Origin of the sequence: Micromonospora sp. NPDC048905, assembly GCF_040649655.1 — a bacterium.
Taxonomy (GTDB): domain Bacteria; phylum Actinomycetota; class Actinomycetes; order Mycobacteriales; family Micromonosporaceae; genus Micromonospora.
In genome coordinates, this window is the sequence record NZ_JBEZFV010000010.1 from 46,374 (window position 1) to 67,093 (window position 20,720).

Below are 20,720 nucleotides of genomic sequence, written 5' to 3' on the forward strand. Positions count from 1 at the left end.
TGCGGAGTCCTCCGGTCAGCCCTTGCGGCGGCGCGGGCGGTAGCTCGCGAGCGTCGACGGGATGCCCCGGCGGATGATGCCGGCCCAGTCGGTGTCGCCGCGCAGCACCGCCGCCGCGGTCTTGCGGGCCTGTTCGACGGTGAAGTGCGGCGGCAGCATCAGCTCGGCGGGGTCGACCAGGGCGTTGATGACCACCGGTCGATCGGCGGCGAGCGCCCGCTCCCAGACCGCCGGCACCTGCTCCGGGGAGTCGACCAGCTCACCGTGCAGCCCGAGCACCTGTGCCCACTGGTGGTAGGCGATGTCCGGCAACTGCTGGCTGTCCGGGAACATCGGCGTCCCCTCCGAGGAACGCTGTTCCCAGCTGACGAACGCCAGATCCCGGTTGTTCAGGACCAGCACCACGAATCGTGGGTCGGCCCACCCGCGCCAGTACTTCGCCACGGTGATCAGCTCGTTGACGCCGTTCATCTGCATGGCGCCGTCACCGATCAACGCGACGAGCGGCCGGTCCGGGTGGGCGAACTTGGCGCTCAGCGCGTACGGCATGGCACCGCCCATGGACAGCAGGGTGCCGGACAGGCTGGCCAGCATCCCGGGGCGGACCTGGAGGTGGCGGGCGTACCAGGCGGTGGTGGTGCCGCAGTCGACGGCGAGCAGCACGTCGTCGGGCAGCCGCTCGTTGAGGGTGTGGAAGAGCAGTTGCGGGTTGACCGGGTCGGCGGTCTGCTCGGCCAGGTCGCGTTGCACGCGTCGCCACGCGGAGGTGGCCTCGGCGATCTCCGCCCGCCAGGCGGTCGGCCCGGGTCCGGGGCCCAGCTCGTTCAGCAGCGCCCGCAACGTGGGGCGGGCGTCGCCGGTCAGGTTCACCTCGGTCGGGTACCGCAAACCGAGCTGGGTGCCGTCCAGGTCGATCTGCACCGCGCGGGCCTGTCCGGGCGGTGGGTAGAACTCCGAGTACGGCATGTTGCTGCCCACGATCAGCAGTCGGTCGCAGCCGGTCATCAACTGCCAGCTCGGTCGGGTGCCGAGGAGTCCGATCGCCCCGGTGACCCAGGGTTCGCGATGGTCGACGACTGTGAAACCGAGCAGGGCGGTGGCCACCCCGGCACCGAGCCGATGGGCGATCTCGCGGACCTCCTCCTGCGCGCCCAGCGCGCCCTGCCCGACCAGCATGGCCACCCGCTGCCCACCGCTGAGCACCTCGGCGGCTCGCCGCAGGTCGGCCTCCGGCGGCACGGTGGGCGTGCTGCTCGGCACGTTGCTGGTCTGGTAGTAGCCGTGCGCGTGGGGCGGGTCCGGGATGGCCGGCTCGTCCTGGATGTCCAGGGGGAGGATCAGGGCGGTGACGGTACGTCGGGCCAGCGCGGTGCGGCACGCCCGGTCGACCAGGTGGCGTACCTGCGCCGGGTGGTCGAGCTGGGCGAGGAATGCCGCTGCCACGTCCTTGTAGAGGGAGAGCAGGTCGACCTCCTGGTAGTAGCCGCCGCCCTCCGCGGTGGTCGCGGTGTGCCCCACCAGGGCGATCACCGGTTGGTGGTCGAGCTTGGCGTCATACAGGCCGTTGAGCAGGTGGATGGCGCCCGGGCCGCTGGTCACCAGGGCGCAGCCAAGCGGTCCGCCGCCGTACTTGACGTGTGCCGACGCGGCGAAGCCGGCGGTCTCCTCGTGGCGGACCTGGATGAACTGGGCGCGACCACCTGTGCGTTGCAGCGCGGACGTGAGGCCGTTGATGCCGTCGCCGGGGTAGCCGAAGTAGCGGTGCACGCCCCAGCTGGCCAGCCGGGACACGATGTGGTCCGCGACGGTCGGGTGCCGGGGCAGGGCCCCCGCCGCACCTGCGGTGGTGTGGTCTGCGCTCACCTGGCTGATCCTCCCGGCCGGCCCGATGCTGCGCCGGTCATTGCCCTTCTTCTCCGGACAAACCACTCCGGCGGGCGGGCGTCGGAGGGCGAGGCTCGCCGTCCGGCAGAATCGTCGGGTGCCCGTCCACGAGATCACCGATCCTGACGACGACCGGATCGCCGACTACCGCGCGCTCACCGACCTCGAACTGCGCACCCGCTGGGAGCCGCCGCACGGCCTGTTCATCGCCGAGGGGGAGCTGGTGCTGCGCCGGGCGTTGCGGGCCGGCTACCCGGCCCGGTCGTACCTGGTCGACGCCAAGCGGGTCGACCAGCTCGCCGACCTGGACACCGGCGACGCGCCGGTCTACGCCGCGACGCCTGACGTGCTGGAACGGGCCACCGGTTTCCACGTACACCGGGGGGTGCTGGCGTCGTTCCACCGCCGGCCGCTGCCGACGGCGGACGAGGTGCTGGCCGCCGCGCGCCGGGTGGTGATCCTCGAGGACATCAACAACCACACCAACCTGGGTGCCGTCTTCCGGGGCGCCGCCGCACTCGGCATCGACGGGGTGTTGTTGTCGCCGACCTGCGCCGATCCGCTCTACCGGCGCAGCGTCCGGGTCAGCATGGGCGAGGTCTTCGCGGTGCCGTACGCCAAGTTCAGCCGCTGGCCGGCGGGCCTGGACCAGGTGCGGGAGGCCGGCTTCACGGTGCTGGCGTTGACCCCGGCGGCGGAGGCGCTGCCGATGCAGCGGCTCTCTCCGGACCAGCGGGCGCGGGCGGCGTTGCTGTTCGGTGCCGAGGGGCCGGGGTTGACCGGCGCGGCGCAGAGCGCCAGTGACGTTCGGGTGCGGCTCCCGATGCGACGCGGGGTGGATTCGTTGAACGTCGCTGCCGCCGCGGCGGTCGCCTTCTGGGAGCTGGGTCGCGACGACCCGCTGGACGAGAACGATTAATTCACTCCGGCTTGCATGTCCATGCGCTCTGTTGCATAATTTTCCCCGTGTCCAAGGTTCTCACCTCCCTGCCCTCCGGCGAACGTGTCGGCATCGCCTTCTCCGGCGGCCTCGACACCTCGGTCGCGGTCGCGTGGATGCGCGACAAGGGCGCCGTGCCCTGCGCCTACACCGCCGACATCGGCCAGTACGACGAGCTTGACATCGCCTCGGTGCCCGGCCGCGCGCTCAGCTACGGCGCCGAGGTCGCCCGACTCGTCGACTGCCGCGCCGCCCTCGTCGAGGAGGGCCTGGCAGCATTGACCTGCGGGGCCTTCCACATCCGCTCGGGCGGCCGGGCGTACTTCAACACCACCCCGCTCGGTCGGGCCGTGACCGGGACCCTGCTGGTCCGGGCGATGATCTCCGACGACGTCCAGATCTGGGGCGACGGCTCGACGTTCAAGGGCAACGACATCGAGCGCTTCTACAGGTACGGCCTGCTGGCCAACCCGATGCTGCGCATCTACAAGCCGTGGCTCGACACCGCCTTCGTCACCGAACTGGGTGGGCGCAAGGAGATGTCGGAGTGGCTGCTCGAACGCGGCCTGCCCTACCGGGACAGCACCGAGAAGGCGTACTCCACCGACGCCAACATCTGGGGCGCCACGCACGAGGCGAAGACCCTTGAGCACCTCGACACCGGCATCGAGACGGTCAACCCGATCATGGGCGTCCGGTTCTGGGACCCGGCGGTGGAGATCCCGACCGAGGACGTCACCATCGGCTTCGACCAGGGCCGCCCGGTGACGATCAACGGCAAGGAGTTCGGCAACGCCGTCGACCTGGTGCTGGAGGCCAACGCCATCGGCGGCCGGCACGGCCTGGGCATGTCGGACCAGATCGAGAACCGGATCATCGAGGCCAAGAGCCGCGGCATCTACGAGGCGCCCGGCATGGCGCTGCTGCACTACGCGTACGAACGGCTGGTCAACGCCATCCACAACGAGGACACCCTGGCGAACTACCACAACGAGGGCCGTCGCCTGGGCCGGCTGATGTACGAGGGCCGCTGGCTGGACCCGCAGGCGCTGATGCTGCGCGAGTCGTTGCAGCGCTGGGTCGGCACGGCGGTCACCGGCGAGGTGACCCTGCGGCTGCGCCGGGGCGAGGACTACTCGATCCTGGACACCACCGGCCCGGCCTTCAGCTACCACCCGGACAAACTGTCGATGGAGCGTACCGAGGATTCGGCGTTCGGCCCGTCGGACCGGATCGGCCAGCTCACCATGCGCAACCTGGACATCGCCGACTCGCGGGCGAAGCTGGAGCAGTACGCCAACCTCGGCATGGTCGGCGGGGGGACCCCGCAGCGGATGGTCGGCGCCGCGCAGGCGGCCTCGACCGGGCTGATCGGCGCGATGCCGGAGGGCGGCGCGGAAGCGATCGCCTCCCGGGGCGTCGCCTCTGCCGACGACGAGGCACTTGACCGGGCCGCCATGGAGTTCGGCGTCGACTGAGCGAAACCGCGCTGACCCTCCGTGACGTCGCCCGACGAATGTCGAGATCCGGCGTCACGGAGGGTAGCGTGTCGGCCGTGTTCCCTACCGTGCGTGAGGTCCTCGCCCTGGACCCGGTCCGCCACGGCGCACCGCGCGTGGTCGCCGGGGACGCCGGGCTGGACCGGCCGGTCCGCTGGGTGCACGTCGCCGAGGTGCCGGACATCGCCACCCTGCTCGGCGGCGGCGAGTTGGTGCTCACCACCGGCATCGGCCTGCCCGGCGACGACGCCGGGCTCCGCGCGTTCATCGGGGACCTGGCCGACGTCGGCGTCTCCGGGCTCGTCGTCGAGTTGGGCCGCCGCTACGTCAGCGGGGTGCCCCGGGTGATGGTCGCCGCCGCCGAGCGGCGCGGGCTGCCCCTGGTGGAGCTGCGCCGCGCCACCCCGTTCGTGCGGATCACCGAGGCGGTACACGCCCTGATCGTCGACGCGCAGCTCACCGAGCTGCGCGCCACCGAGGAGATCCACCAGCGCTTCAACGACCTGTCCGTCGAGGGCGCCGACGCCGCCGAGGTGATCCGGCAGGCCGCCGAGCTGTCCGGTTGCCCGGTGGTGTTGGAGAACCTGTCCCGCCAGGTGCTGGGTTACGACCCGGCGGGGGAGAGCGCCGAACTGCTGTTGGACGGCTGGGAGCAGCACTCGCGGCGGATCCGACCGGCCGGTCGGACCGCGTACGACCCGGACAGCGGCTGGCTGGTGACCGTCGTCGGCGCCCGGGGGCAGGACTGGGGGCGGCTGCTGCTGCGCTGGCCGGCCAGCGGCGACGTGCCCAGCGCCCAGTCCAGCGAGCCGATCGCCGGCCCGCCCACCCGGTTGACCATCCTGATCGAGCGGGCCGCGTCCACCCTCGCGCTGGGCCGGTTGATCCGCCGCGACGCCGAAGGGCTGGAACGGCAGATCCACCGCACCCTGCTCACCGCGCTCCTCGACCACTCCCGACCGGTGGACGAGATCGCGCTGCGGGCCAAGGCGCTCGGCGTGGTGCTCGACCGTCGGCACCTGGTGGGCGTGATGGTCCGACACCGGGCTGAGGACCCGGGCGGGGAGAGCGGCCCGGAGGCCGCGCAGGCCCGGCTGCGGGACCTGTCCGAGGCGGTCGGCCAGACGCTGCGCGAGGCGAAGCTGACCGGGCTCACCAGCGCGGTCGACGACAACTCGGTGGGTGTGCTGCTGGCCCTGACCGACCCGGCCGCCGAGGACCGCGCGCTGTCCGCGTTCGCCAGCGCACTGCGTCGGGTACGCCTCGACTCCGGCGCGGGGCGGGTGACCTCCGGTGGCGACGCGCCCCGGTCGGCGGCCACTGCCGAACCGCTCGCTGTCGATCCGCACCGGGTTGCTGGTCCGGGTGCCGTGATCGTGGCCGCCGGCTCCGGGGTGGGGAGCCTGCGCGAGGCCCGACGGTCGTTGGTCGAGGCGCGGCAGATCGCCGAGGCGGCCCGGCAGGACCGGCGGGACCTGCCGATCTTCCGGCTACCGCACGTCGGGCTGGCCGGGCTGCTGCACCTGCTGCGCGACGAGCCCCGGTTGCAGACCTTCGTGGAACGCGAACTCGGCGCTCTGCTGGAGTACGACGCCCGCCACCCCCGGGAGCAGTTGCTCGACACCCTGCGCGCGTACCTGGAGCAGGGGCGCAACAAGACCGCGGGCGCCGCTGCCGCCCACCTGTCCCGGCCGGCGTTCTACGAGCGCCTGGCCCGCATCGCCCGCATCCTCGACGTGGACCTCGACTCGGTAGAGGCCACCCTCTCCCTACACGTAGCCCTACTGGCCCTAAAAGCAGTCCGAACCCCCTGACCAGCCTCGGTGATCAAGAGGTTCGCGTCAGAAATCCCAGTCCTGTTGACGCAAACCTCTTGATCACCGGTGCGAGGCGGGGCGGGCTGGGGGCGGGGGGGTGGCGGGGGTGGGGTGGGTGGGTGGGGTTAGAGGAGGGGGGTTAGGGCTTTGGCGTAGGTGGGGGGGATGTGGTTGGGTCCGCCGGGGGTGAAGACGTCCGAGTGGGCCACCGCGGACCAGGCTGTCTCGGGGACGGCGTCGACCAGGGCTCGGATCACCGGGGCGTCGCGCCACTGGTCCTGTTCGGCGAGCAGGCCGAGGGCCACCACCGACTCCTCGACCTCGCCCACGCACTCGAACGGCTTGTGCCCGTCCACGCCCAGCAGTTCGCGGTAGCCGGGGATCTGCGACTCGTCGGCGAGCAGGTCGCCGCCGAAGATGTGGGTGATCCGCTCACGCGGCATGAACGGTGCCATGGCCAGGAAGACGAACCGGCACTTCGGGCAGTCCCGGCACCAGCGCTCGCTCGCGTTCCGCAGCTTGAACGCGGCGTTGCAGCTGGTCACCACGTCGTCATACCTGGTGAACTCGGCGAACAGCCGGGCGATGTGCAGCTCGGACAGCGAGCGCAGCAGCGAGAAGTACGGTTCGGTCAGGCCGGCGTGCTCGGCCAACGACGCCCGCAGGAGCCCCTCCGCCTCGACACCCTTGGACCACTGGTGGTTGATCTCGTGGCCGTCCCAGACCAGGTTCGGGTCGGACGCGGAGCGCTCGTTCGACATCACCACCGGTCCCAGCCCGTGCAGCACCGCGGTCGCCACCGCGATCAGCGAGTTGATCGCGGTCACCGGGATGTGCCCGTTCAGCGCGCCGGCCGCGTTCAGGTCGAACAGCACCGGGTCGATCCGCCGGCGGGCGGCCAGCGGGATCAGCCCGGACGCCTCGTTCACCGAGACGATCACGTGGTTCGGGTTGACCGAGAACGGCACCGGGTCGAACTCGGCCTGGCGCAGCGCCTCCAGGCTGACGATCGAGTCCTTGCCACCACCCACCGCCGAGAGCGGACGACGGTCGGAGTCGTCGTACACGCGCGGAGGCTCCGGCGAGCCGGCCGGCACCTCCGGGCGTAGATGGAGCACGTGCGGCAGTTGGTTGCGGTACGCGTACTCGGCGAGGCCCTTGGTGTAGACGGCCGTGACGTAGTCGACGGTGGCCGCGCCCAGCGGCGCCGGCAGTACGAGCCGGGGCGGTGCGGCGGTCTTGTAGTAGCTGACCCCGGCGACGAGGTGCAGCACCTCCAGCACCCGGCCGAGGGTCGCCACCGTCTCGTCCGACGGCGGCTCGGCCGGTAGCGGGAGGGTGATCACCTCGGTGAACCGCTGCTCACCGGCCGGACCGGTCAGGGCGTAGTCGAACAACACCTCGCCAGTGGCGAAGTCGATCGAGTAGGACGGGAAGGTGAAGGCGTCCATCCGCCGGAGCTGCTCGTTGGGCACACGCCATACTAGGCCCTGGTTCGTCCGGCCGTGTCCGGACCGGCCCCGTCCTGCCGCCGCCGCGATCCCCGAGGAGAGCCCTGTGCGCCTGTCTGACCTGCGCGGACGTACCGTCGCCGTCTGGGGCACCGGCCGGGAGGGCCGGGCCGCTGTGACCGCCATCGCCGCGCACGGCCCGGCCGAGTTGGTCGCCGTCGACGACAGCGCGAACTTCCTGTCACTGCCCTGGGACGGCCCGCTGGCCGAGGCGGCGCCGCTGGTCACCGGCGAGGCGGGCTTCGAGCGGCTGGCCGCCGCCGACGTGGTGGTCCGCTCTCCGGGTGTGCCGCAGACCCACCCGTGGCTCGTCGAGCTGCGCCGACGCGGCGGCCTGGTCACCCAGGGCACCGCGCTGTGGATGGCCGACCACGCCGCGCGCACCGTCGGGGTCACCGGCAGCAAGGGCAAGAGCACCACCTCCAGCCTGATCAGCCACCTGCTCACCGCGACGGGCCGGCCGAACGTCTTCGGCGGCAACATCGGGGTGCCGACCCTGGACCTGCCGGAGGCGGAGCTGTACGTGCTGGAGCTGTCCAGCTACCAGTGCAGCGATCTCACCGACTCGCCCCGCGTGGCGGTCGTCACCGCGCTCTTCCCCGAGCACCTGGACGCGCACGGTGGGGAGCGGGAGTACTACCGGGACAAGCTCAACCTGCTCGCCCACGACCCGCAGACGATCGTCGTCAACGGCGGGGACCCGCGACTCGCCGCCGAGCTGGGGGACCTGCCGGCCATCCGCGCCGGCCGTCCCGACAGCGTCCACGTCGCCGCCGGCGGTGACGGTACGCCGTGGTTCCACCTCGGCGACCAGCCGCTGTTCCCGCGTGCCGTGCTGCCGCTGGTGGGTCGGCACAACGAGGGCAACCTGTGCGTCGCGCTCGCCGTGCTCGACGCGCTCGGCATGGACGTGGTGACCGAGAAGGATCACCTCGCCGTCGCGGTCGCCGAGTTCCAGGGGCTGGCCCACCGGCTCACCGAGATCACCGACCCGTCCGGGTTGACGTTCGTCGACGACACCCTGGCCACCAGCCCGTACGCGGCGATGCACGCCATCGACGCGTACGACGGGCGGCCGTTGACGGTGATCGTCGGGGGCAACGACCGGGGTCTGGACTACACCCCGTTGGCCGAGCACCTGGCCGAACGGGAGTTGACGGTCATCGGGATCCCGGACAGCGGCACCCGCATCGTCGAGGTGCTCGCCGGACTGCCGAAGGTGCGTACCGAACTGGTCGACGACCTGGTGGACGCGGTCCGGCTGTCCCGCGAGGTGACCCCGGCCGGCGGGGTGGTGCTGCTGTCGCCGGCCGCGCCCAGCTACGGCCGGTTCCGCAACTTCGAGCACCGTTCCGAGGTCTTCGCGCAGGCGGTCGCCGACACCGCCGGCTGAGTGAGACTCAGGCGGTGCGCAGGGCGCGCATCGAGCGGATCGCCGAGCGGATCTCCTGCAGGTAGCGGCCGGGCGTGAGCGTCTGCTCGGGCAGCACCGCCAGGTCGGCGAGCGTCGGGTCCACCCCCACCGTCTCGATGCCGCATCCGTAGGGCAGGGCCAGGGTGCGCAGCGCGTCGGAGTGCTGGAACGGCACGTAGATCGGCGCGGTGACCATCAGCACCTCATCACCCGGGGCGAGCCGGACGTGGCCGGCCCAGAACCGCTGGGTGTCGGCGGTGTGTGCCCGCCGCCGGTCCGGCTCGCTGGACGGCGCCGCCAGCACCCGGATCGGCGGCAGCCCGTCCGTCCGGTAGGTCCGCGACGACCAGGAGTGGTGTGGGTGGCCGGCGTCGACGCCGGCCTGCTCCGCCGGGTCGGCCACCCCGAACACCCGCCGGACGGCGGTGTCCAGCACGTCCACCTCGGTGTCGTCGGGCGGGAGGCCCGCGTCGGCGAGCGTCCGGCGTTCCCACTCCGACAACGGCCGGAAGCTGCCCAGGACGGCGACCTCGCCAGTCACCGGAAGGCCGGCGCGGAGCAGGTGCGCGGCGTACCCGACGCGTCGTACGCAGGCGTGCGCCAGGCCACCGAGCACCACCAGGTGGGCGTACGCCGGCCGGGTCGGCGGCATCGGGTGGATCAACCCGAGCGCGGCAGCCGCGTCCAGGACCAACGCCGCGGTGGCCGGGTCGAGGTCGGGTTCCCGGGCGTCGGGTCGCTCCCGCCCGCCCCGGAAGTCCCAGTGTCGGGCGGAGAAGTCGTCCAGGAACCGCAGCACCTCGTCGAGGTCACCGGCCGGCCAGTCGCCGCCGAACCGGCGGACCAGGTCGCGGAGCGGGACGGAGCACACCCAGGCCCGGATCTCCGCCGCGATCCGTTCGGCGTCCGCTCCGGTCGACCGGGCCGCGTCGGCTCTCTGCACCCGCCGGATGCTACCGGCCCGGTGCGGCGTGGCCGCCGGTTGTGGCTGCTGTCTACGCTGGCGGGAGCGGCTGATTGGGGGATCTCGATGACCCGTGACGTGGCCCGTCAGCGGTTACGGGACCAGGGCGGCGGCTTCCTTCGCCTGGTGGCGCACACCGACCCGGTGGCACTTGTCGGCATCACGCTGTCGATCACCCTCAGCATCGCGCTCGACCTCAGCGACGCCGCCTCCGGGGTGGAGTCGCTGCTGGCCGGCCTGATGGGCATCACCATCTCGCTGTTGGTCGACTCACTGGCCCGCGCGGAGCGCCGCTTTCACCTGCGCACCCTGCTGGACGGCCCGCCCTGGCTGGTCCGCTCCACCACGGAGCTGGCCGGGGCCATGCGGGCAGCGGCCGAGCAGCACGCCGGCACCCGGGTCGCGGTGGAGGCGGAGCGGCGGTACGAGCAGTTCCGGCTGGAGGCCGAGCAGCTCGCGGACGGTCGGATCATCCGGCGCGGCGACGAGGACGAGGACCTGGTCGGCGCGACCCGCACCTGCGTGCGACGACTGGACGCCCTGACCAACGTGATGCCCCGGGTGAGCGGGGAGCTCAGTTGGTGGCGCAGCGAGATCGGCCGGCGCTACTGGGCGGCCAACCTGGAGGCGCTGGAGCGGGGTGTCCAGATCACCAGGGTCTTCGTCTACGCCACGCTGAGCGACGAGCTGACCGCACTCGTGCGGCAGCAGCGCGCCGCCGGTGCGCGGGTGGGTCTGCTGCCCCTCGGTGTGGTCAGTCCACACCTGCACGTCAATTTGGCACTGTGGGACGGGTCGAGCTGTTGGGAGGCCCACATGACCGCGCACGGCGAGATCGGCGAGAACCAGTTCTCGGTCAACCGTACGGACGTCGCCCGGCTCACCCGCGTGTTCGACCTCTGCGCGAACGCCGCGACCTTCCAGGACTGACGGCCCCACCCCGGGGCGGAGACGGGTGAGCCATGACGGTGAGCGGGGTCCTGCTGGTGACGGCCGTGGTCTGGGCCGTCAGCGTGATCCGCTCGGTCCGGCTCCGGGCGCTGGTCTACAGCCTGCCGTTGCCGATGACGCTCGCCCTGGTCAGCACCGACCACCGGGTCGACGGCGCGCAGTTGCTCGGTGTGCTCGGGCTCAACCTCTTCTTCGTCACGGTGGCGGTGACCCATCACCGGTTGCGCTGGCCGATCCTGCTCGCCGACGCCGCGGGGATCGCCGTCTACGTGGCGCTCAGCGCCGGGCTGTTGGCCGTCCGTGTCCCGTTCGAGGCGGCCCTCGCCGGCACGCTCGCACTGTGGCTGGCGGCCATGCTGCTGCTACGCCGTCGTGCCGCCCGCCCGCGCGCCGACGCCGACACCGACGCCGCCGCGGATCCGGTCGCCGGTGCCGAGGCGCGTTCGGACGGGCTGCCGGTGCTGCTCAAGTTGGTAGTGATCTTCGTCGGGGCGATCCTCACCACGCTGCTCGGCGCCGTGTTGCGCGGCATGGTGGTGACGTTCCCGTACTCGGGGGTGCTGGTCGCCGTCGAGGCTCGTCGTCAGCTGCCGGAGTTCAGCTGGCACTTCGCCCGCAACAGCCTCGGGCTCGTCGGCTTCCTCACCGCGTACCACTACGTTCAGGACATCTCGCCGACCGTGGCACTCGGCGCCGGCTGGGCGGCCTTCGCGGTGGTCGCGGTCGCCCTGCACCTGCCGTCGCGCGCCCGCGGTGCCGCGCAGGCCCGCCCGGCGAGCCGTCCGCCGAGGTCACTGCGGCCGGCGGCCGAGCCACCCACACCTACCGGCCTGCCCTGACCAGTTCGGCGACGCGGGCGAGGGGTTCGGCGTACGCGGGCCAGTCGAGACCGTCCACGCTGAGCGTGGCGCGGCGGCGGACCCCGTCCACCGCGCCCGCGCGCACGATCGCGGCCAGCAGGTCGTACGACCAGGTGGGCTCCAGCAGCGTACGAAGCGCGGGCACCTCGGGCCGGAGCAGCGACAACGCGCCGACGAGGGCGGCGGCGGCCCAGTTCGAGGTGCCGCCGACGAGCAGCGCGTCCGCGCCCACCACACACCGGATCCGCTCGCCCGAGGCGACCACCCGTCCGACCAGTTCCGCCGGCAGTCGGCCCATGCCCAGTTCGTTGCCGCCGTCGCCGATGCCGATGCGGAAGGCCGACCCGGAGGCGTAGAGCCGGTCCAGGGGTGCGGTGTGCGCGCTGATGTCCTCGCCACGCATGTTGCGGGGCCGACCGTCCACCCCGGGGCCGACGCGCTCACAGGCGATGAGGTGCGTCAGTCGGGAGTACCGGGGGAGCAGGGCGGCGGCCCACTCCTCGTACCCCCGCAGTGGCGCGACGTCCACCGGCAGACCCGGCGCGGCCGCGGCGACGGCCGCCTCGACCACCGGGGCGCACGGCTCGTCGGTGACGAGCCGGCACCGGCCGCCGAGAAGGCGTACCGCGGCGGCGATCTGGACCGCGCCGAGCGGGCCGTCGGTCTCCGCGGCGGGCGGTTCGGCGCCGGGGATGAAGAACCCGGTGAACACCGCGGCGTCCGGCGCGGCAGCGCAGGCGAGCGACCGGGCGGCGGCCAGCAGTCCGCCGGCGACGGGCGCGGCCAGCGCCTCGCTGCCCCGGCCCACCTCGCGCGCGGCGACGCGTTCCAGCTCGGCGATCGTCTGTTCGATGTGCACCGTGGGCCTCCTCGGCGCCAGGGGACCGACCCAGGGTAGCCGTGCCCGGCCAGGGCGCGGCCCACCCCGACCCGGCCGCAGGGCGTCGACGCGACCGAGATTGATCAGGGGGTGGGGAAGAGGCGCGCGTGCAGGGCGGCCGGGTCGGTCACCTCGGGCAGGTCGCGGGCGGCGAGCCAGGCCGCCGCGGCGGCCCCGTCTCCGGCGGTACGCAGCGGCGCGTCCGGCCAGTGTCGAGTGATCTCGACCCGGACGGCGGCGGCGAGCGGGGTGTCCGCCGTGAGCAGCCCGCCGCCGAGCACGAGTGGGGTCACCGCGCCGGCGGGGCGGATGCGGCTCACGCTCTCGGCCAGGTGCGCGGCGGCTTCGGTGATCAGCGCGGTCGCGACCGGGTCGCCGTGGTGGGCGGCGTCGACGACGAGGGGCGCGAGCTGGGCCAGCTCGATGGGGGGTCGACGGGTCACCGCCTGGATGGTGGCGTCGACGGTGTCCCGGGGGCGGGCGGCGATCTCGGGGCTGCCCACCAGCTTGGTGAGCACCGTGGTGGCCAGCGCGCCGGGTGCACGCCCTGCGTCGAGGTCGGCGAGCAGCCGGCGTACCGACTCGCGGCCGAGCCAGAAGCCGGAGCCGGTGTCGCCGAGGAGCCAGCCGTGACCGTCGGCGATCCGGTCGAGCCGCAGGTCGTGGACCTGCGCGGTGATCGCGCCGGTGCCGGCGATGAGCACGGTTCCATCCGCTGCGGCGCTGCCGGAGGCGTAGGCGACCAGGGCGTCGCCGTACACCGCGTACGGGCAGCGTAGGCCGGCGTCGTGCCAGGCCCGGTCGAAGGCGGCCCGGCCGGCGGGGTCGGCGAGCAACCGGGCCGCCCCGGCCAGCCCGATGGTGCCGGCGACCACCCGTGCCGGGTCGAGGTCGGCGAGCGCCTCGCGGAGCGCGGTCAACAACTCGGCGGCGGCCCGTTCGGCGCCGTGACTGGTGGGGTTGCCACCACCGGCGCGGCCGGTGCCGACGCGGTCCCCGGTGAGGGTCAGGGCGGTCGCCCGGGTGGACGTACCTCCGACATCGAGACCGATCACGAGGGCGTCGGACATCGGCACGGGACTCCTTGGTCGGTGCGGCGAATCGGGCCTGTTCATGCTGGTCGGCGACGTCTTGCGGGGCAAGTTCCGGCGGCTGCGGCGGGCTGTGCGCCAGGTAACAGTTTGAAAACTTCGCCCACAGTCTTGACACGGAGGGGCGGTTAGTAAGAACTTTTACCACTAACAGTTAACAAGCTTTTCGGAAAGGTGAGGCGACCCATGGTTGATCACGAGGTGGACACCGCCGCGGGGACCGCGGTGGTCGACGCCGACGCGATCGATCGAAGGAGCTCAGCCTCCGGCGGGGTGCTGGCCCGCGTCCGCAACGGGCTCGACGAGCTGACCGACGCGCTGCGCCGCGTCGCCGAACACGTGCTCAGCGACCCGGAGGCCGCTGCCCGATCCACGATCGTCGAGCTGGCCGAGCGCAGCGGCACCTCACCGGCGACCATCACCCGCTTCTGTCGGGCGATGGGCTTCGAGGGGTACGCCGACCTACGGCTGGGCATCGCCTCCGAGACCGGTCGGGCCCGCTCGGCCGGCTGGACCGTCGACATCGGACGCGAGATCCAGCCGAGCGACCCGCTCGCCCGGGTGCTCGACCAGATCATGGCCGCCGACACCCGGGCCATGCACGACACCGCCACCCTGCTCGATCTGAGCGAGGTGGAACGGGCCGCCGTGGCGATCGCCGGGGCCAACCGGGTGAACATCTTCGGCGCCAGCGGCAGCGCGCTCGTCGGCGAGGAGATGCAGTTCAGCCTGCACCGCATCGGTGTGGCCGCGTGGGCGTGGAACGACGTGCACGAGGGACTGGCCAGCGCCGCGTTGCTGCGCGGCGGAGACGTGGCGCTCGGCATCTCGCACACCGGGCAGACCCGGGAGACGATCGAGATGCTCGCCGAGGCGGGCAGCCGGGGCGCCACCACGATCGCGCTCACCGGCTTCCCCCGCTCACCGTTGGCCGAACTGGCCGACATCGTGCTGCTCACCGCCAGCCAGGCCACCACCTTCCGGCCGGACGCCCTCTCCGCCCGGCACCCGCAACTGGTGGTGCTCGACCTGCTCTACATCGCCGTCGCCCAACGCACGCACGACCGCGCCCACGCGGCCTTCCGGCGGACCGCGCAGGCCGTCGACGGCCACAAGGCAGCGAAAGGTGTCGTCTCATGATCAGCGCCCAGGGGTACGCGGACGCCGTCCGCCCGGTGCTCGACCGACTGCTCGACTCGGAGGCCGACGGGATCACCCGGGCAGCCGATCTCATCGCCGACAGCCTGCGCGACGGCGGGGTGCTCCAGGCGTTCGGCGCCGGGCACTCCGAGGCGTTCGCCGCCGAACTGGTGGCCCGGGCCGGCGGACTGGTCCCCACCAACCGGCTCTCGGTACGGGACCTGGTGATGCACGGTGACGCCCCGCGTGACGTGCTCGCCGACCCCAAGCTGGAACGCGATCCCTCCATCGCCCACCAGATCTACGCGCTCGCGGCGCCCCAGCCGCGCGACGTGTTCGTGGTGGCATCCCAATCCGGCATCAACGGCTCGGTGGTAGAGCTGGCGGCGCTGGTCACCGAGCGCGGTCACCCGTTGATCGCGGTCACCTCGGTCGAGCACACGGCACGGGTCGCTCCACGGCATCCGTCCGGCCAGCGGCTCGCCGACCTCGCCGACGTCGTGCTGGACAACGGCGCGCCGTACGGCGATGCACTGCTGCCGCTCGAGGGCGGCGGCGCGGTCTGTGCGGTCTCCTCGGTCACCACGGCGCTGCTGGCGCAGCTGCTGACCGCGGAGGTCGTACGACGGTTCCACCAGGCCGGAGAGGTGCCCCCTATCTACCTCTCCGCCAACGTCCCCGGAGGGGACGAGCACAACATCGCCCTCGAGTCGCGGTACGCCGGGCGTCTCCGGCGTACCGCCTGACCCGAATTCCACAAGGAGAGACGACGATGTCGATTACCCCCGAACACCCGGCCGCGCTCGACCGTCGCACGGTGCTGCGTCGCGCCGCCGCCGTGGGCATGCTCGCCACTCCGGCCATCGGCCTGCTCAGCGCCTGCGCGACGAGCGGCGGCGACAAGGAGAACGAGCAGGTCGCCGGTGGCACCAAGAGCGAGAAGAACCCGCTGGGCGTCAAGGACGACGCCGCGATCGAGGTGGTCATCTTCAACGGCGGTTACGGCGAGAAGTACGCCACCGACGTGCACGAGCCGCTCTACAAGACGGCGTTCCCCAAGGCGGAGATCAAGCACCAGGCCACGCAGGCCGTCTCCACCGTGCTCCAGCCGCGGTTCGCGTCCGGCAACCCGCCGGAGTTCGTGAACAACTCGGGCGAGAAGCTGATGGACTTCGGCGCGTTGGTGGCCGACGGCCAGCTCCAGGACCTCACCGAGCTGTGGGACGCCCCGTCGGTCGACGACCCGGCGAAGAAGGTCCGCGACACGGTCGTGCCGGGCACCGTCGAGGCAGGTTCGTTCAACGGCAAGCCGTACGTCCTGTACTACGTCTCCACCGTCTTCGGCATCTGGTACTCGGCCAAGCTGTTCAAGGACAACGGCTGGGCGCCCGCGAAGACCTGGGACGACTTCATCGCCCTGCTCACCAAGATCAAGGCCAAGGGCATCACCCCGTACGGCTACGCCGGGGCGAACGCGGCCTACTACCAGTGGAACGTGATCCTCACCCAGGCCGCCAAGATCGGCGGCACCGACGTTCTCAAGAACATCGACAACCTCGAGGACGGCGCCTGGAAGCAGGACGCGATCAAGCAGGCGGCCACGGCGTGGGCCGAGGTCGGGGCGAAGTTCAGCGACAAGAGCTTCGAGGGGCTCAAGCACACCGACGTGCAGCTGCGGCAGAACCAGTACAAGGTGGCCCTGTACCCCAGCGGTGACTGGCTGGAGGGTGAGCAGAAGCAGGACACCCCGGCCGGCTTCGACTACCAGCTCATGCCGGTGCCGAGCCTGACCGCGTCGGACAAGCTGCCGGCCACGGCGCTGCGCGCCACCGCGGGCGAGGGCTACTTCGTCTCGGCGAAGAGCAAGAACCCCAAGGGTGGCCTGGAGTACATGCGCCAGATGCTGTCCAAGGCGGGCGCGAAGGGCTTCACCGAGGTGGTCAAGGCCCCGACCGTGGTCACCGCCGGCTCGGAGGGCTTCTCCTTCCCGCCCGGTGTGGCCAGCTCGCAGGCCGCGCTCAAGGCGGCCGGCCAGGACGTGTTCAACCTGTACTTCGACGGCTGGTACAAGGAGCTCGACACGGAGGCGCGGACCGCCACCAACGAGCTGATGTTCGGCCGGATCAACGCGGACGCCTTCGTGGAGCGGATCCAGAAGCGTGCCGACGCGATCAAGAAGGATTCCTCCGTCACCAAGTTCAAGCGCTGATCGGAGCGTAGGGGTCATGCGGCACGGCAAGTATCCATTCGTGATCGGGTTCCTGATCGTCCCGGTCGCGCTGTACGTGACCTTCGTGATCGCGCCGTACGCGCAGGCGTTCCAGATCTCGATGACCAACTGGCGGGGCCTGTCGGCTCCGCGGTGGGTGGGCTTCGACAACTACCGGAGGTTGCTCGACGACGGCGCCTTCTGGAAGGCGGTCCAGCACCACGGCGTACTGCTGCTTGCCCTGCCGCTGATCACCATTGCCATCGCGCTGTTCTTCGCCTTCCTGCTCAACGTGGGCGGCAAGAGCAGCGGCGGCCAACGCCGGGGGGTCTGGGGGTCGAAGTTCTACCGGGTGGTGTTCTTCTTCCCCCAGATCCTGGCGGTGGCCATCATCGCGGTGCTGTTCCAGACGGTCTACCGGCCGGACGAGTCCGGCCTGATCAACGGCGTGCTGATGAAGTTCGGCCTGGACCCGGTGCTGTTCCTGATCCGCCCGAACCTGGCGCTCTGGTCGATCATCGGGGTGCTGGTCTGGCAGGCCGTCGGCTTCTACGTGGTGTTGTTCTCGGCCGGGATGGCCTCCATTCCGGGCGAGATCTACGAGGCCGCCGAGATGGACGGGGCGACCAGGGTCACCCTGTTCTTCCGGGTCACCCTGCCGCTGCTCTGGGACACCCTCCAGGTGGCCTGGGTGTACCTCGGCATCGCGGCGTTCGACGCGTTCGCCGTCGTGGCGGTGCTCTCCATCGACCAGGGCGGCCCGGACGGCGCCACCACCGTGCTGGCCGTGGAGATCTACCGCAACGCGTTCACGTACCAGAAGTACGGCTACGCCTCGGCGATGGGTGTGGCGCTCTTCTTCCTCACCATCACATTCGCGGCGCTGACGCTGCGGCTCACCAAGCGGGAAAGCGTGGAGTACTGATGAACCCGCAGACGACGCTGCCGCCGACGGCGGCCACACCGCCCCCGCCGACCAAGGGTCCGAAGGCCGCCGGCGGCCGTCCGGGGAAGGGACCCCGGTCCGAGGTACGCCTCTTCGCCGGCCTCGGTCACCTGGCCCTCGTCTGCTGGGCCGTGATCGTCATCGTGCCGATCCTGTGGACCTTCCTGGCCGCGTTCAAGAACACCACCGAGATCTTCAGCAGCCCGTGGACCCTGCCGGCCGAGCTGCGCTGGGAGAACTTCGGTCGGGCCTGGACCAAGGCGCACGTCGGCCGGTACTTCCTCAACAGCGTGCTCGTGGTCGGGGCGAGCACCTTCTGCACCATGCTCTTCGGCTCGATGGCCGCGTACGTGCTGGCAAGGTACAAGTTCATCGGCAACCGGGCCGTCTACTACCTGTTCGTCTCCGGCCTGGCCTTCCCGGTCTTCCTCGCCCTGGTACCGCTGTTCTTCGTGGTGAAGAACCTGGGTCTGCTCGGCACCCACACCGGGCTGGTGCTGGTCTACACCGCGTACTCGCTGCCGTTCACGGTGTTCTTCCTGGCCGCGTTCTTCAAGACGTTGCCGACCTCGGTGGCCGAGGCCGGGATGATCGACGGCTGCGGGCACACCCGACTGTTCTTCCAGGTCATGATGCCGATGGCGAAGCCGGGCCTGATCAGCGTGGCGATCTTCAACATCATCGGTCAGTGGGCGCAGTACCAGCTACCACTGGTGCTGCTGCCCAGCGGCTACGAGGACAAGTGGGTCCTGACCCAGGGCATCGCGAACATCTCGGTGAACGCCGGCTACGAGGCGGACTGGTCCGGGCTGTTCGCCGCGCTGACCATCGCCATCCTTCCGATGATCATCGTGTACGGGGTCTTCCAACGCCAGATCCAGGCCGGCCTCACGGCAGGCGCCGTCAAGTAACCGGTCACCTCGGGCGCTCGTCGGCCGGACTGTGCCAGGAGTGCCAGAGGGCCGCGTACGCCCCGTCGGCAGCCACGAGGTCGTCGTGGCTGCCGATCTCGGTGATCCGGCCGTCGGCCAGCACGGCGACCCGGTCGGCGTCGTGCGCGGTGTTGAGCCGGTGCGCGATCGCGATGACGGTCCGCCCGACCAGCACGGCGGCCAGCGCCCGTTCGGTGCGGCGGGCCGTGCTCGGGTCGAGCGCGGCGGTCGCCTCGTCGAGGATCAGCGTGTGCGGGTCGGCGAGCACCAGCCGGGCCAGCGCGAGCTGCTGTGCCTCGGCGGCGCCGAGCTGCCGGGCACCGTCGCCGAGCTGGGTGTCCAGCCCGTCGGGCAGCGCGGCACACCAGTCGGCGCCCACGCTCGCCAGCGCGGCGCGCATCTGCTCGTCCGACGCGTCCGGCGCGGCGAAGGAGAGGTTGTCGCGCACCGAGCCGATGAACACGTGGTGTTCCTGCGTGACCAGGGCGATCCGCCGTCGACGTTCGGCGGGGTCGAGGTCGGTGACCGGGCAACCGCCGATGCTGACCACGCCCTGGCGTGGCGCGTCGATCCCGGCCAGGAGCCGGGCCAGGGTGGACTTGCCGGCACCCGACGGACCCACGACGGCCAGCCGCTCACCCGGCTGCACCTCGAGGTCGATGCCGTGCAGCACGTCCGGCCCACCGGAGTAGGAGAACCGCGCCCCGCGGACGACGACCCGTTCGCCCCGGGACGTGGCCGCCCGACCGGGTGGCTCCGGCGGGACCATGCCGACGCCGAGCACCCGGGCGTACGACGCGAAACCGCGCTGCGCCTGCTCGGTCCACTGCAACAGCCGGTCCATCGGGTCGATCGCCTGTTGCAGGTAGAGCGCGGCGGCGACCACCGCGCCGAGGGTGACCACGTCCCGGGAGAGCAGGTAGCCGCCGACGAGCAGGACCAGGGCGATCGGCAGCGGGTAGCTGGCCTCGACGACGGAGAAGTACACCGTACGCAGCGCCAGGGTCGCCCGTCGGGCCTGCCACAGCCGGGCGATCCGGTTGGTGCCGTGCCGGATCCGGTCGTCGGTCAGCCGCAGCGCCTCCACGGTGCGGGCGCCCGCGGCGGTGGTGGTCAGCGCCTCGGTCAACTCGGCTGCCGCCGCGCCCTCGGTGAGGTAGGCGGAACTGGCCCGGCGCAGGTACCAGCGGGTGGTCCCCACGATCGACGGGAGCCCGGCCAGCGCCGCCAGGCCGAGCAGCGGATGCAACAGGAAGATCGCCCCGAACAGCAGGGTCAACTGCACCGAGGCGATGACGATCGTGGGCACCACGTCCCGCACGGTGGTCCCGACCGTCGACACGTCGACCGAGCTGCGGGTGGCCAGGTCGCCCGAGCCGGCGCGCTCGACGACCGAGACCGGCAGGCCGAGGGTCCGGTCGACGAACTCCTCCCGCAGTTCGGCGACGGCCCGTTCACCGAAGCGGTGGCCGGCGTACTGGGCGTAGCGGGACAGCAGCGCGCTGACCAGGACGCAGCCGGCGATGGCCAGCGCCAGCCGGTCCACGGTGGCCGCTCCGGCGCCGGCGGTGACCCGGTCGATGATGGTGCCCAGCAGCCACGGCGGGGCGAGCCCGGCGATCGCGGCCGCGCCGTTGAGCGCCAGCACGACACCGACGGCCCGGCGATGCCGGCTGATCATG

The 20,720-nt window shown here is 71.8% G+C and carries 17 protein-coding genes; 11 read left to right on the forward strand and 6 right to left on the reverse strand.

The genetic code is table 11. The annotated features are described in order from the left end of the window. Positions 1 to 15 precede the first annotated feature (15 nt). Entirely contained in the window at positions 16 to 1,863 is a 1,848-nt protein-coding gene (locus tag AB0C01_RS24695; RefSeq protein ID WP_357248629.1) for a thiamine pyrophosphate-requiring protein, read from the reverse strand. A gap of 25 nt (positions 1,864 to 1,888) precedes the next feature. Here AB0C01_RS24695 and AB0C01_RS24700 point away from each other — a divergent pair, with 25 nt between their 5' ends. Genes AB0C01_RS24700 through AB0C01_RS24710 form a run of 3 tightly spaced genes read left to right on the forward strand, consistent with a single transcriptional unit; the run spans position 1,889 to position 6,137 of the window. Continuing rightward, entirely contained in the window at positions 1,889 to 2,803 is a 915-nt protein-coding gene (locus tag AB0C01_RS24700) for an RNA methyltransferase (protein WP_357248803.1), read from the forward strand. 47 nt (positions 2,804 to 2,850) lie between these two features. Beyond that, positions 2,851 to 4,302 (forward strand): argininosuccinate synthase, encoded by a 1,452-nt coding sequence (gene argG / locus AB0C01_RS24705; RefSeq protein ID WP_357572216.1) that lies wholly within the window; start codon positions 2,851 to 2,853, stop codon positions 4,300 to 4,302. 38 nt (positions 4,303 to 4,340) lie between these two features. After that, on the forward strand, positions 4,341 to 6,137 hold the full coding sequence (locus AB0C01_RS24710) for a PucR family transcriptional regulator ligand-binding domain-containing protein (protein ID WP_357248623.1): 1,797 nt from the start codon (positions 4,341 to 4,343) through the stop codon (positions 6,135 to 6,137). Positions 6,138 to 6,265: 128 nt separating this feature from the next. On the opposite strand, the gene AB0C01_RS24715 is transcribed toward AB0C01_RS24710, so the two are convergent. Further along, entirely contained in the window at positions 6,266 to 7,615 is a 1,350-nt protein-coding gene (locus AB0C01_RS24715) for a hypothetical protein (RefSeq protein WP_357572217.1), read from the reverse strand. 82 nt (positions 7,616 to 7,697) lie between these two features. Here AB0C01_RS24715 and murD point away from each other — a divergent pair, with 82 nt between their 5' ends. Further along, positions 7,698 to 9,044: a UDP-N-acetylmuramoyl-L-alanine--D-glutamate ligase gene (gene murD / locus AB0C01_RS24720; protein WP_357248617.1), complete on the forward strand. Its 1,347-nt coding sequence runs from the start codon at positions 7,698 to 7,700 to the stop codon at positions 9,042 to 9,044. A 7-nt stretch (positions 9,045 to 9,051) separates the two neighbouring features. Here murD and AB0C01_RS24725 read toward each other — a convergent pair whose 3' ends face one another. Next, on the reverse strand, positions 9,052 to 10,008 hold the full coding sequence (locus tag AB0C01_RS24725; RefSeq protein ID WP_357572218.1) for a hypothetical protein: 957 nt from the start codon (positions 10,006 to 10,008) through the stop codon (positions 9,052 to 9,054). Between the two features lie 87 nt (positions 10,009 to 10,095). Between AB0C01_RS24725 and AB0C01_RS24730 the strand changes: the two genes are divergently transcribed. Then, a complete protein-coding gene (locus AB0C01_RS24730; RefSeq protein ID WP_357572219.1) occupies positions 10,096 to 10,959 on the forward strand; it encodes a hypothetical protein in 864 nt (287 codons plus the stop codon). A gap of 32 nt (positions 10,960 to 10,991) precedes the next feature. Further along, positions 10,992 to 11,819, forward strand: a complete 828-nt coding sequence (locus AB0C01_RS24735) for a hypothetical protein (RefSeq protein ID WP_357572220.1) — start codon at positions 10,992 to 10,994, stop codon at positions 11,817 to 11,819. Here AB0C01_RS24735 and AB0C01_RS24740 read toward each other — a convergent pair. Both AB0C01_RS24740 and AB0C01_RS24745 read right to left on the reverse strand, forming a co-directional pair. After that, entirely contained in the window at positions 11,803 to 12,699 is an 897-nt protein-coding gene (locus AB0C01_RS24740; RefSeq protein ID WP_357572221.1) for a glutamate cyclase domain-containing protein, read from the reverse strand. The two genes, AB0C01_RS24735 and AB0C01_RS24740, sit on opposite strands and share 17 nt — an antisense overlap. A gap of 104 nt (positions 12,700 to 12,803) precedes the next feature. Then, the gene (locus tag AB0C01_RS24745) at positions 12,804 to 13,790 is read right to left on the reverse strand and encodes a BadF/BadG/BcrA/BcrD ATPase family protein (RefSeq protein ID WP_357248603.1); all 987 of its coding nucleotides are present in this window, start codon (positions 13,788 to 13,790) and stop codon (positions 12,804 to 12,806) included. Between the two features lie 207 nt (positions 13,791 to 13,997). Between AB0C01_RS24745 and AB0C01_RS24750 the strand changes: the two genes are divergently transcribed. From AB0C01_RS24750 to AB0C01_RS24770, 5 genes are read left to right on the forward strand one after another with little or no spacing between them, the layout of a single operon-like run. Then, positions 13,998 to 14,951 (forward strand): MurR/RpiR family transcriptional regulator, encoded by a 954-nt coding sequence (locus AB0C01_RS24750; protein ID WP_357572222.1) that lies wholly within the window; start codon positions 13,998 to 14,000, stop codon positions 14,949 to 14,951. After that, positions 14,948 to 15,697: an SIS domain-containing protein gene (locus AB0C01_RS24755; protein ID WP_357248597.1), complete on the forward strand. Its 750-nt coding sequence runs from the start codon at positions 14,948 to 14,950 to the stop codon at positions 15,695 to 15,697. The genes AB0C01_RS24750 and AB0C01_RS24755 overlap by 4 nt, the downstream gene beginning before the upstream one ends. Positions 15,698 to 15,723: 26 nt before the next feature. Then, positions 15,724 to 17,160: an N-acetylglucosamine/diacetylchitobiose ABC transporter substrate-binding protein gene (gene ngcE / locus AB0C01_RS24760; RefSeq protein WP_357248594.1), complete on the forward strand. Its 1,437-nt coding sequence runs from the start codon at positions 15,724 to 15,726 to the stop codon at positions 17,158 to 17,160. Positions 17,161 to 17,176: 16 nt separating this feature from the next. Further along, entirely contained in the window at positions 17,177 to 18,085 is a 909-nt protein-coding gene (locus tag AB0C01_RS24765; protein ID WP_357248591.1) for a sugar ABC transporter permease, read from the forward strand. After that, positions 18,085 to 19,017 carry a carbohydrate ABC transporter permease gene (locus AB0C01_RS24770; protein WP_357248588.1) on the forward strand — a complete coding sequence of 311 codons (933 nt, stop codon included), beginning with the start codon at positions 18,085 to 18,087 and terminating at the stop codon, positions 19,015 to 19,017. Before AB0C01_RS24765 ends, AB0C01_RS24770 begins: the two co-directional genes overlap by 1 nt. 4 nt (positions 19,018 to 19,021) lie before the next feature. On the opposite strand, the gene AB0C01_RS24775 is transcribed toward AB0C01_RS24770, so the two are convergent. After that, entirely contained in the window at positions 19,022 to 20,719 is a 1,698-nt protein-coding gene (locus AB0C01_RS24775; RefSeq protein WP_357248800.1) for an ABC transporter ATP-binding protein, read from the reverse strand. Position 20,720: the final 1 nt, after the last annotated feature.